The organism is Marinomonas primoryensis (assembly GCF_013372285.1).
Classification (GTDB): domain Bacteria; phylum Pseudomonadota; class Gammaproteobacteria; order Pseudomonadales; family Marinomonadaceae; genus Marinomonas; species Marinomonas primoryensis.
This window is the reverse complement of sequence record NZ_CP054301.1, coordinates 1914347-1926231: the sequence shown is the minus strand read 5'-3', so window position 1 is coordinate 1926231 and position 11885 is coordinate 1914347. Positions and strand designations below refer to the sequence as shown.

Genomic DNA, 11885 nt, shown 5'->3' with positions numbered 1-11885 from the left:
AAAACGTCAGAAAAATGTTCATGATTAGTTCGCGCTGAAGCACTAGAATAATGAGACAAGACGACAATAATCGCCCATTAGGAATGAGCATGAGATTACTTTTAATTGAAGATGAAGAAAAAACCTCTGCTTATGTAAAGCGTGCATTAAAGGAGCTAGGCTTTAATGTCGATGTCACGGCCGATGGTTTAGACGGCTTACACTTTGCAATGGAATACGATTACGACGCGATTATTCTGGATGTTATGTTGCCAAATTTAGATGGCTACGGCGTTTTGGATCGTCTTCGTGTAAGTAAAAACACGCCTGTGATCATGCTGTCTGCTAAAGGCTCCGTGGAAGAACGTGTAAAGGGCTTACAACATGGCGCAGATGATTATTTGTGCAAGCCTTTTTCATTGAGTGAACTGGTCGCTCGTATTCAAGCTTTGTTGAGAAGAAACCAGACCGACGGTACAGAAGTGACGCATTTGAACATTGCTGATTTACACATCGATTTGTTGGCCAGAAAAATCACAAGAGGCGAAGACCGGTTGGAATTGACCGCAAAAGAGTTTGCATTGTTGTGTTTATTGGCCAGAAATCAGGGAAAAATCCTCTCAAAAATGATGATTGCCGAACAGGTCTGGGATATGAATTTCGACAGCGATACGAACGTCGTCGAAGTGGCGGTAAAACGACTGAGAGCCAAAGTTGATTCACCCTACACTGAAAAGTTAATCCATACGGTTCGTGGTATGGGCTACGTTCTTGAAACAAGATCCTAGCATTGAACCTAAGGTATTTATGAAAACAACGTCTATTTCCAGCCGATTATCAGTCATGTTTGTTTTATGCTCTGTGTTGATGTTATCCGTTTATGGCCTATATCTTCGGTCTTCGCTGGACGATTCACTCACCAAACAAATGCACAATGAGTTGGAGTTTAGAGCCAACTTGATCGCACCTTGGGTCAGCTCGCGAGCTTCACCAGAAGCCTGGAAACGGTTGGACAACAAACTCTCCAACCTAGTCGAGGCCGAAGGCGGCAGAGTGAAATACTGGATTTTCGACGCGGATTCAACGGTTCTTCTCGGCGATAACAGCTTGTCTGACGCAAGCCAAATCCCATCAACCAGCGGATTCACTCGTACTCCATCCGATAGTGAGTTGTCGTCTGATCGCTACCTATACACAACATTTACGTCGTTTGATGGCGAAAATACCGCATTACGTTTTGTCGTATCTATTGATTCTACGGCGTATGTTGGAACATTAAACGAATTCACGCGGACGCTGATTCTCATCAGTATACTGGGAATTTCTTTGGTGGCATTACTGGGGTTTGCTATCTCCAGAATGGGCATGAGACCAGTGCAAAGACTCAGTTCGCAAGCCGAAAAACTGGAAGCGGGGAATTACGATCAGCGTCTAGACACCACGAATTTACCCAATGAACTGCAAGCCTTAGCGGCGTCATTTAATGGTGTCCTTGATCGCCAGAAAGTCGCATGGCAACAACTTGAAAGCTTCAACGCAGACGTAGCGCATGAACTCAGAACGCCGCTTACTAACATGATTGGTCAAACCCAATTTGGCCTGTCGCATAAACATGATATTGCTGAGCTGGAAGAGATACTCGGCTCGAACTTAGAAGAATTGGAACGCATGACGTCGATAGTCAACGACATGTTGTTCATGTCTCATGCTCAAGCAGGTGAAAGAGCGACGCAAATATCGGACGTTTCGCTGAAAAAAGAAGCCCTTAAAACCGTTGAATACATTGAACCTTTGCTCGAAGAAAGAGCGCTTGATGTCGAGATCAAAGGCGATGCAATCGCGTGCATTGACTGTCGTCTGTTTCATCGCGCTTTGGCCAATTTATTAGGCAACAGCGTGCGTTATGCCAACCCAAAATCGACCATTTTGGTGTCCATCACAATGGATGCCAGTGACGTTTTTGTCTCCGTGTCCAACGAAGGCGAACCGATCGATCCAGCCCATCTTAATCGATTATTTGAGCGTTTCTACCGTGTTGACTCTTCCCGAGGCGACAGCAGAACACACCACGGATTGGGGCTTTCCATTGTGAAAGCGGTTGCCTTAATGCACAAAGGCGATGTGTTTGCGACCAGTCGTGACGGCGTGAATACCTTCGGATTAACGCTGTCCATCAATCACCCAAATCAAATGGAAAATTCAATTCTGACAAAAAAGTAAGGTTAGTGTCAGGCTAGTGACATTATCGTTTTGCTACAGTGAATGAATATTAAATAGCTGACGCCATTGCTGTCCCCATCCATTTGGGAAACAGGTCAATGACAGCCGTTATTTTTCTCACTCCATTACATAATGTTCAGAGGAATTTCCATGATCAAACACTCGATTAGGTCCATCGCAAAACTCGTCACTATTGGCTGTGTGTTATTTGGCACAGTTCAAGCTCAAGCTCAAGCACCAACAATATTGCAATACAGCGACCACCAACCGCTTAATGGCATGAGAATGCACTTCCTCAATGACGTGTTTTTTCCTGCGGTAGAAAGGGAATCTGAAGGTCGACTCAAAATCGAAACTCATTGGGATGGCGAACTTGCCATCGCGTACGATGCGCTGCCGTCATTGAGCACGGGGAAAACAGACATTAGTGTGATCGTACCAGAATACAAATCCAAAGAAATGCCGCTTCATCAGATTTTCAAAGGCTTTCCGGTTGGCCCTTCTGGCGATCAGCAAGTTGCTTTTTTTCGTGAAGTGTTCGATACCATTCCCGAGTTCAACCAGGAATTAGACGACAATAATATTCGCCCTATCTTTTTATCAACAGGCTTTCCAGCAGGCTTTTTTGGCACCAAATCTTTGCCTAATTTACAGCAAATAAAAGAGCAAAAATGGCGTTCTGCAAGTTTCTGGCACCTTGATTTTCTTAAAAGTGCAGGCGCTGAACCGGTAAAAATGCATTGGGGACCAGAAGTCTATGACGCCCTGTCTGACGGCCGCTTGGATGGTATTTTGGTTAATATCGACAGCGCTTATAATCTTGATCTCCATAAAACCGCAAAACACTCGCTTATCTCTAAAAAACTGTGGCTAGGTCATTTATACATCATCGCCATTAATAATGATGTGTGGGAGAAATTAGAGGATAAAGACAAACAAGCGTTTAATCGTGCGGCGGAATACGCGTATGGTTTATTGGGCGATGCGATGGATAAAAGCTACGCAGAAATGGTCAGCACCATTAAACATGAAGGCAACTCAGTAAGAGAGCTAACAGATGCAGAAATCCAGACATGGGCCAACACATCTGACTTTGCCTCTCACCAACGCAGTTGGGCTAAAGGTCTGCCGAACAACACACAAAAAACGATTGATGTTATTAATCGTGTCGAGCTAATCCTGAATCAATACAATGACTAGTTAAATGATATTCATAGCCCAAACTCAACCTATAAAAACGCTGAGGGGGGCTATTAATAATAGAATTGAAAACAACGAGCACTTCGTCATTATGCTTTCTACAGGTAATAGAAAATGAATTTGAAACACTTTATTTTCATCGCCATATTTTTTGCGTTTCTATTCATATTTGGGACAGATTTTATAGAGCGTAACACCGTAACCATTCACACTCCATTGTCGATAAACGACACTTCAATGAGTGTCAATGAGAAAATAAATACCCTTTCCATCATCTATCGCTTAAGCGGAAATGAAATACCTGTAACAATATACACGCCAGAAAGTTTTGATCATACGAACAGCTACCCTATCATTGTTATTGCACATCATAATAGCCAAGCCGCAGAGCCATTAGAAGCATTGTATGCTAGGCGTTTCGCAGCACGCGGCTATATGTCGTTGACGACTAATAGCGCCTTTTATGAGATTAACCATCTTAATACTGAACTCGTGAGCACCGACCTAGATCGCACTGATGATATTCACGGTATGGTTTCTTATATCCGCCAATACATGGGAAAAAACAATCCAATCGGCGTATTACGAATTCGTCATGAAAAAGACTGTTCTTTAACATTTTTAAATACTTATTCCGCTACAATTCTTCCTTATCAACCAAAAAAACCAGCTATTTACATAACGAAAGAAGACAACAACATCCCCCACAAAAAAACACTTTATGTGACTCAATGGACGAAAGGCATCAAGGATAATGAAACATCACAGTCCCTTGATGAGACAATAAATAAACTCACCTTATTTTACAGCGAAAACTTACTTTAAACGCTATTTGGCTTAATATGTCAGCCTACAAGTACCGTATTATTAGGGTAAGGAAACATCTTAAGTCATGGCTTCCATCAAAAAATTTACTGGCTGGTTTGTGCTTGGCACACTGATTTTTTATCTGCTTTCCGTCACACAGAGCATTTCCGTTCTACTGCCAACACTGCTGGCATGGACTGCCAATGTCGCCATGTGGCACACGCTTGCGCCGAGTGCAAAGCGTCAGGTTAGTTGGCTTATGGGGGTTGGTATCGCGGCGTTACTGTTTGCGGGGTCAAAAGGGATATGGATGTCTTGGCAGCAAGTGTTTGCGGTAAATTTACCCATGCTCGCTATGTTTGTGGCAGTGTCTTTTTTAGATCTCACCAGTACAACGGATAAAAGTAGAGCATTACCGACGGGGCTCAGCGCCATATTCAATACAGCCATAGGCGTACAAGTCTTAGGCGCGGTGATCAATCTATCGGTGATCATGGTGTTTGCAGATCGCATGAAAGGCGCGATTAAGCTGACGCCAATACAGCAATTTATATTAACGCGTAACTTTTCGGCTGCCGCTTGGTGGTCGCCTTTTTTTGTGGCTACGGGTATTGCGCTGATTTACGCACCAGGTATGCAATGGCAAAAGACGCTTATTCCTGGGCTTGCCATGGGGTTCACTGCTATTGTTTTTTCAAGTATTGAAGCTTATCTACGAAAAAAAGGAGACTTTAACGGCTATCCCATTCGTCGAGAAAGCCTTTTTATTCCGTTGTTTCTGGCTGTGTGCGTCATATTTTTTCATTTTATTTGGCCGGACATCAGTATTCTGGTATTGATTTGCCTTATGGCGCCTAGTGCGACCATGTTGTTAATGCGTACCGCCTCTAGATGGAAAAGCTTATCGCATTTTGTAAACCACAAGCTGCCACAAATCGGCAGTCAATTTGCCCTATTTTTAGGCGCTGGCGTTTTCTCCAATGGGATTAGTGCGATTATTCTCAGCTATCCTCAGCTTTTTAATTTAGACAGTTTTACCTTTAGTCCGCTGTTATTTTCACTCACGCTGGCCAGCATGATTGTTGTTGGCATCATCGGCGTGCATCCCGTTGTGAGCATTGCGATCGCCAGCCCCATGTTATTACCTTTACATCCCGATCCCACACAGCTCGGCTTTTTGTTTTTAAGCGCATGGGCCATATCAGCGGGCAGCAGTGGCTTAACTGGGCTGGGATTATTAATGACCAGCCGCTACCAAATCCCCACTAAGATCATTGTTACCAACAGCGTTTATTATGCTATTTTTATGTGGCTACTCTGCTCATTGGTGAACGGATTTTTCTTATAGATATGGATCGTTCTATTGAGACTAAAGCCCTGACGACGTTAATATTTTTTTCAAAAAAATACTCATATAATAAGCATTGTAATTACTTCTACTGTAATAATTTTTCATCTTGTTACATTGCTTTGAATGATGAATTTTTCTCATTTTATCGCGTAAATCCATTTACTTGGTGCATAAAATAACTATACTCAAGCAAAATCATTAGAAAGACTTTACAAAAAATATTGGAAAAGTCTTTTTTTATGCTAGAAAATGTAATCGATTACAATAAATAAAAACCACTCAAATAAAAATAAATATGGGGGTAATATTATGAAAGCTTTACAAGGTCCCGCGCTGTTTCTTGCTCAATTCGCCAGCGATGATGCACCGTTCAATACGTTTGAAAACATCATTGAATGGGCGGCAAGCATTGGTTTTAAAGGCGTTCAAATCCCAACGTGGGATCAAAGACTGTTTGACTTAGACCGAGCTGCAAGCGACCTCGAATACTGCAAATACATTCAAGACACTCTCGCGAAGCACAACATGGTAGTGACTGAGCTATCTACGCATTTGCAAGGACAACTGGTCGCCGTTCATTCCGCTTACGACGATATGTTTGATGGCTTTGCACCAGATCATGTCAAAGGCAATCCAGACGCTCGCCAAAAATGGGCCGTCGACCAATTATTCAAATCCGCACAAGCCTCCAAAAATTTAGGCCTCACCAATCACGCCACCTTTTCCGGCGCTCTACTCTGGCCTTATCTTTACCCTTGGCCACAAAGGCCAGCGGGATTGGTTGAAGCCGGTTTTAAAGAATTGGCCAATCGTTGGATTCCGATTCTGAATGAATTTGATCGTTGCGGCGTTAATGTCTGCTATGAAATCCACCCTGGAGAAGATTTACACGATGGTGTCACCTTCGATCTATTTTTAGAAGCAACCAACCATCATCCACGAGCCAACATCCTTTTTGACCCTTCTCACTTTGTGTTGCAGCAGCTCGATTATTTGCAGTTCATCGACATCTATCATGAACGCATCAAGATGTTCCATGTAAAAGACGCCGAATTTAACTCAACCGGCAGACAAGGTGTTTATGGCGGTTATCAACACTGGATCGATCGCGCTGGGCGTTTTCGTTCTTTAGGCGATGGCCAAGTGGACTTTAAAGGCATTTTTTCTAAGCTCACCCAATATGATTTTGGCGGATGGGCGGTTATTGAATGGGAATGCTGCATGAAGCACCCAGAAGCCGGTGCCGAAGAAGGCGTTAAATTTGTCAACAATCATTTAATTCGAGTAACTGAGCGCGCATTTGATGACTTTGCCAGCAGCGGCGTTGATAACGAAATGAACCGCCGACTTCTTGGCTTGAGTTAACGGGAGAAGATCATGACGCACAAACGTATTCGTATCGGCATGGTGGGTGGCGGTGATGGCGCTTTTATTGGTGCGGTGCATCGCATTGCGACTCGCATAGACGATGGTTATGAACTGGTTGCTGGCGCATTGTCCTCTGACCCTGACCGAGCTCTTAGCTCTGCTCGGCGCCTTGGGATTAATGACGAGCGCTCTTATTCCTCTTTCTCAGCCATGGCCAAACAAGAAAAAAAGCGCAAAGACGGCATTCAAGCGGTGATTATTGTCACACCCAACCACATGCACTACCCCGTTGCCAAAGCATTTTTAGAACAAGGCATTCACGTGATTTGTGATAAACCCGTGACAAAGGATTTAAGCGAAGCCTTGGAACTTAAAAAGCTAGTAACCAAATCCGGTGCCTTTTTTGCTCTTACTCACAACTACACCGGCTACCCGCTCGTTAGACACGCCAAGCACCTGGTTGATAGCGACGTACTGGGGAAGCTACGCGTTATCCAAGTGGAATACGCCCAAGATTGGCTGACAGAACAGGCCGAAAGTACGGACAACAAGCAAGCCCAGTGGCGCACTGATCCGGAAAAATCTGGCATGGCGGGCTGTTTGGGTGACATTGGAACACACGCGTTTAATTTAGCTTGTTTTATTTCAGGTCAAAAAGTACATCAAGTCTCTGCGGATTTAACCGCATTTGTGAGCGGTCGACGTTTGGACGACAACGTCCACACCATGCTGCGCTTTGACGGTGGTGCAAAAGGCATGTTGTGGTCTAGCCAAGTGGCGCCGGGGAATGAGAATGGTCTAAAGATTCGCATTTATGGCGAGAAAGCAGGCATTGAGTGGGCACAAGAGTCCCCTAATGAACTATGGCTATCCATATTGGGCGAATCAACACAGAAAATCACTCGAGCTGGCCACGGCGCAGGTGAAGAAGCCAATCGTCTTTCTCGCGTACCTGCCGGACACCCAGAAGGGTATTTGGAAGGGTTTGCTAATTTGTATGTGGACATTGCCGTCGCGATTCACGCCATTGAAGACGGTGCTGATGTCCGCTCTGTTCAGGGGTTAATCCCCAGTATTGATGATGGTGTTGAAGGCATGAAATTCATTACTGCCGTGCTAGCCTCATCGGCTAACGATAGTGCGTGGCATTCGCTTAACGCCCACCAGCCAAATGCACAGTCACCAAGAGGCAAAGTAAATGAATGAACCCATTATGCAAATACGCGGCATCGTCAAAGAGTTTTCTGGTGTACGCGTGTTGCACAAAATTACTTTGGATATTTTTGCTGGCGAGGTACTCGGCGTGTTAGGTGAAAATGGGGCAGGCAAATCCACCCTGCTCAAGATCATCAGCGGCATTTATACCAAAACAACGGGCAGTATTAAGATTGATGGCGTTGAAGTGTCCATTCAGTCTGCGTCTGATGCAAAGCGCTTAGGTATTGCGATGATTCCGCAAGAGTTCAACTTAATCAGCAGCCTAAATGTGTTTGAAAATATATTTCTTGGCAACGAAATTAAAAAAGGGTTTTTACTCAATAAATCGGTGATGCGTGACAGAGCGAACGTATTATTAAAAGAATTAGAAACCAGTTTGAGCCCTGATTCGCTGATTGAAAACCTCAGTGTTGCTGAGAAGCAAATGGTGGAAATTGCGAAAGCACTGGTCAATGACTCGCGTATTCTCATTATGGATGAGCCCACTACGGTTCTGACAGACCATGAAGTCGATATATTTTTCTCCTTGGTCGACAAACTCAAACAGCGTGGTGTCACCATTATCTTCATTTCGCACAAACTCAAAGAAGTGAAGTTACTCTGCGATCGTTTGGCCATTCTAAGAGACGGCCATTTGGTGAGTGTCGATGATGTGTCAGAGATCAATGAAGAAGACATGGCTCGTAAAATGGTTGGTCGTGAGTTAAATCAAATTTATCCGCAACGCACAATACCAAGTGATGATGTTGTCCTCAGAGTGAGTAATTTATCCATTAAAGATGTGCTTAAGGACATTAATTTCGACCTCAAAAAAGGCGAAGTACTTGGTTTTGCTGGTTTAATCGGTGCAGGACGTACCGAGACGGCAGAAGCCGTGATGGGATTGCGCAAAAAAGACAGCGGGGACATCGAAATAAATGGCGAGAAAGTCGCGATCCATTCTATAGCCGATGCCGTGGCTTATAATTTGGCCTATTTATCAGAAGATCGACAAGGAAAGGGGTTGATCATGAATTTTGATATTCCAAAAAACATCACTCTGATTTCATTAGCGTCTTATGTCAAAGGCTGGCTTATTCAGCATAAAAAGGAAAACAGTGTCGCACGAGATTATGTCAAACGTTTTGACATCAAAGCCGCCTCTTTGCATTCCAATTTGGCAAATTTAAGCGGAGGCAATCAGCAAAAAGTGTACTTATCAAAGTGGATGGATACTCAACCGAGCATTCTTATTCTTGATGAGCCCACTCGCGGTATCGACGTGAACACAAAAAAGGAAATCTACCATTTTATCCACTCACTAACCGAGCAAGGCGTTTCCATCATTGTAATTTCATCTGAACTTGAAGAGGTAATGGGGTTATCGAATCGCGTCATGGTGATGAGGTCTGGACAAATCATGGGGGAATTAACTGGTGATGCCATTAATGAAAAAGAAATTATGTATTACGCTGCTGGCTTAAAAACCATGGCTCAGGCTTAGAGCGACGAGCGGTTCGTCATCTATAGCCAAAACACAACTAAATAACACCTGTGATTTTTATCGAACTCACGCGTGCAAATAACAATAAGAATACTTGAGGATTTACTATGGCCATGCTTCCGTTGTCGCCCATGATTACACGCTTAAAGCGGCTTGATATAGCGACTTATGCTCCTTTTATCGCGTTAGTTCTACTGGTTATATTTTCGTCCATTGCCAGTGAGCACTTCTTAATACCACGTAACATCACCAATGTATTAAGGCAGGTTTCCTATACTGGCATCATTGCCCTCGGCATGACTTTTGTCATCATCGCGGGCGGCATTGATTTGTCTGTTGGTTCGATGGTGGCGTTGGTTGGCGTGCTGTCTATTATGATTATCAATGGTGCTGGTGATGGCTGGTGGGCTGTTGCCATGGCGGTGTCCTCTGCCATTGCATTAGGTGGCGTATTTGGTGCCATTAATGGTCTCGTTATCACACGAGGGAGAGTCGCTTCTTTCATTGCTACATTAGCGACCATGTCCATCTTCCGTTCTATGACACTGTACATCAGTGATGCTGGGGAGATGGTGTCTGAAAACAACCATTTCGCAGACATTGGCGGTGGCTATTTATGGGCGATCCCCTACCCGGTTTGGATCTTTTTATTATTAGCCATTGCCTACCATATCTTGCTAAAACACAGCGCTTTTGGCCGCCATGTTTGTGCGGTAGGTTCAAACTCAAAAGTCGCGTCATATTCCGCAATTAAAGTCCGCTGGGTATATTTCCTTACCTTCGTCATCGCTGGCGTGTCGGTTGGCATATCCGCGGTGTTATTAGCATCGCGCTTAAACTCCGTTAGCCCTGGCGATGCTGGTTTATTTTATGAACTAGACGCCATTGCCGCCGTTGTCATCGGTGGTACCGCGTTATCCGGTGGTAAAGGCACTATTTGGGGCACCGTTATTGGTGCCATCATCCTAGGTATTATTAATAACATGCTGAATTTAATGGGAATTTCACCTTACCTACAAGGCATGGTGAAAGGTCTCGTGATTTTGACTGCGGTGCTTGTTCAATTCAAAGGCGACCGCTAACGACTTCGTCTTTCTTAATATGTAATGCATAAGAAGAAAGGCTAACAAACGAGTAAAACCACTGTTTTGCTCACTATTAAAACAATGTAAAACGGAGAGTTTCCATGAAATATAAAAATAACATCATGAGAGTAATCGCAGTATTTACGATGCTTTTTGCCTTTGTTGGCTCAAGCTATGCGGCCAAATACAAAGTCGGTGTTAGTGTTCCATCTGCCGACCATGGCTGGACTGCGGGTCTACTTTGGTGGGCGAATAAAGCCGCTGCAGATTTAAAAGCCAAAGAAAAAGACATTGAGTTTTATGTCGTTGCTTCTAGCTCAGGCTCGAAACAAGTCGGCGACGTGGAAGATTTGATGATAAAAGGCATAGATGCCTTGGTCATTCTTCCTCATAACCCAGCGACATTACAAAAGGTGATTGAAGAAGCCTACGACGAGGGGATTTATACAGTGGTCGTGGATAGAGAACTTGCCCATCCAGCTCAAAATGTCTTTATCGCAGGGGACAATGAAGGTTTAGGCCGTGTTGGTGCTCAATGGCTCGCCAAAGAAATGTCTGGGAAAGGAAACATTGTAGTCATTGAAGGCATGCAGATCCCGATCAACAAACAGCGTGTTGACGCTTTTAATGATGTTATAGCGGGCTATCCGAACATCAAAATTCTTGATTCGCAACCTGGCGATTGGTCAACTCAAAAAGCCCTAGCCGTGATGGAAAACTTTCTACAAAAACACCCTGAAATTGACGCTGTATGGTGCCAAGATGACGACATGCTAAAAGGTGTTTTAAAAGCAATTGAAGAGTCTGGCCGTACAGACATCAAAACCGTATTGGGTGGTGCAGGTTCTAAAGACATTATCGAAATGATTCAGCATAGCAACAAAATGGTACGTGCGACCGTGACTTATAGCCCATCTATGATTGCTTCTGGCATCGCATTGGCCGTTCATGGTGTGAAAAACGAAAAGCTCGGCTACTTATACCACGAGCCATCTCGCGTTATTTTAGGTGCTGACTTGGTGACTAAAGAAAACGCCGCAGAGTATTACTTTAAAGACGCGGCTTACTAACACGGTCTTTACTACAGAGTCATTAGGGTTCAAGCCTTAATGACTCTACCGTCTCAATACTATTTTCCTATGCAATAGCCACTGCGCTTAGTGAAGGATTTTGG

The 11885-nt window shown here is 44.0% G+C and carries 10 protein-coding genes; all 10 read left to right on the top strand.

What is annotated here, in order from left to right; translation table 11 throughout:
- The first annotated feature begins 89 nt into the window (after nucleotides 1–89).
- The 10 genes from MP3633_RS08825 (at nucleotide 90) to MP3633_RS08780 (ending at nucleotide 11781) form a co-directional block, all read left to right on the top strand.
- Complete coding sequence (locus tag MP3633_RS08825) at nucleotides 90–767, top strand: heavy metal response regulator transcription factor (protein ID WP_176335263.1); 678 nt, start codon at nucleotides 90–92, stop codon at nucleotides 765–767.
- A gap of 19 nt (nucleotides 768–786) precedes the next feature.
- The gene (locus MP3633_RS08820) at nucleotides 787–2199 is read left to right on the top strand and encodes a heavy metal sensor histidine kinase (protein ID WP_176335262.1); all 1413 of its coding nucleotides are present in this window, start codon (nucleotides 787–789) and stop codon (nucleotides 2197–2199) included.
- A gap of 150 nt (nucleotides 2200–2349) precedes the next feature.
- Nucleotides 2350–3399, top strand: coding sequence for a TRAP transporter substrate-binding protein DctP (gene dctP, locus MP3633_RS08815; protein WP_176335261.1), 1050 nt, complete (start codon nucleotides 2350–2352; stop codon nucleotides 3397–3399).
- Between the two features lie 237 nt (nucleotides 3400–3636).
- Nucleotides 3637–4224: an alpha/beta hydrolase family protein gene (locus tag MP3633_RS08810; RefSeq protein WP_217909070.1), complete on the top strand. Its 588-nt coding sequence runs from the start codon at nucleotides 3637–3639 to the stop codon at nucleotides 4222–4224.
- A gap of 67 nt (nucleotides 4225–4291) precedes the next feature.
- Nucleotides 4292–5554 carry a hypothetical protein gene (locus MP3633_RS08805; protein WP_176335259.1) on the top strand — a complete coding sequence of 421 codons (1263 nt, stop codon included), beginning with the start codon at nucleotides 4292–4294 and terminating at the stop codon, nucleotides 5552–5554.
- Nucleotides 5555–5866: 312 nt separating this feature from the next.
- Nucleotides 5867–6922 (top strand): sugar phosphate isomerase/epimerase family protein, encoded by a 1056-nt coding sequence (locus tag MP3633_RS08800; RefSeq protein WP_176335258.1) that lies wholly within the window; start codon nucleotides 5867–5869, stop codon nucleotides 6920–6922.
- Between the two features lie 12 nt (nucleotides 6923–6934).
- Nucleotides 6935–8131 (top strand): Gfo/Idh/MocA family protein, encoded by a 1197-nt coding sequence (locus MP3633_RS08795; protein WP_176335257.1) that lies wholly within the window; start codon nucleotides 6935–6937, stop codon nucleotides 8129–8131.
- A complete protein-coding gene (locus tag MP3633_RS08790; protein WP_176335256.1) occupies nucleotides 8124–9626 on the top strand; it encodes a sugar ABC transporter ATP-binding protein in 1503 nt (500 codons plus the stop codon). The genes MP3633_RS08795 and MP3633_RS08790 overlap by 8 nt, the downstream gene beginning before the upstream one ends.
- A gap of 107 nt (nucleotides 9627–9733) precedes the next feature.
- Nucleotides 9734–10708 (top strand): ABC transporter permease, encoded by a 975-nt coding sequence (locus tag MP3633_RS08785; protein ID WP_176335255.1) that lies wholly within the window; start codon nucleotides 9734–9736, stop codon nucleotides 10706–10708.
- A gap of 104 nt (nucleotides 10709–10812) precedes the next feature.
- Complete coding sequence (locus tag MP3633_RS08780) at nucleotides 10813–11781, top strand: substrate-binding domain-containing protein (RefSeq protein ID WP_176335254.1); 969 nt, start codon at nucleotides 10813–10815, stop codon at nucleotides 11779–11781.
- The last annotated feature ends 104 nt before the right edge of the window (nucleotides 11782–11885 follow it).

Excerpts from the sequence above, each read along its gene's own strand:
- MP3633_RS08780 (WP_176335254.1), top strand. The coding sequence starts at position 10,813 with ATGAAATATAAAAATAACATCATGAGAGTAATCGCAGTATTTACGATG.
- MP3633_RS08795 (WP_176335257.1), top strand. The coding sequence starts at position 6,935 with ATGACGCACAAACGTATTCGTATCGGCATGGTGGGTGGCGGTGATGGC.
- MP3633_RS08790 (WP_176335256.1), top strand. The coding sequence starts at position 8,124 with ATGAATGAACCCATTATGCAAATACGCGGCATCGTCAAAGAGTTTTCT.
- MP3633_RS08785 (WP_176335255.1), top strand. The coding sequence starts at position 9,734 with ATGGCCATGCTTCCGTTGTCGCCCATGATTACACGCTTAAAGCGGCTT.
- MP3633_RS08825 (WP_176335263.1), top strand. The coding sequence starts at position 90 with ATGAGATTACTTTTAATTGAAGATGAAGAAAAAACCTCTGCTTATGTA.
- MP3633_RS08800 (WP_176335258.1), top strand. The coding sequence starts at position 5,867 with ATGAAAGCTTTACAAGGTCCCGCGCTGTTTCTTGCTCAATTCGCCAGC.
- MP3633_RS08805 (WP_176335259.1), top strand. The coding sequence starts at position 4,292 with ATGGCTTCCATCAAAAAATTTACTGGCTGGTTTGTGCTTGGCACACTG.
- dctP (WP_176335261.1), top strand. The coding sequence starts at position 2,350 with ATGATCAAACACTCGATTAGGTCCATCGCAAAACTCGTCACTATTGGC.
- MP3633_RS08810 (WP_217909070.1), top strand. The coding sequence starts at position 3,637 with ATGAGTGTCAATGAGAAAATAAATACCCTTTCCATCATCTATCGCTTA.
- MP3633_RS08820 (WP_176335262.1), top strand. The coding sequence starts at position 787 with ATGAAAACAACGTCTATTTCCAGCCGATTATCAGTCATGTTTGTTTTA.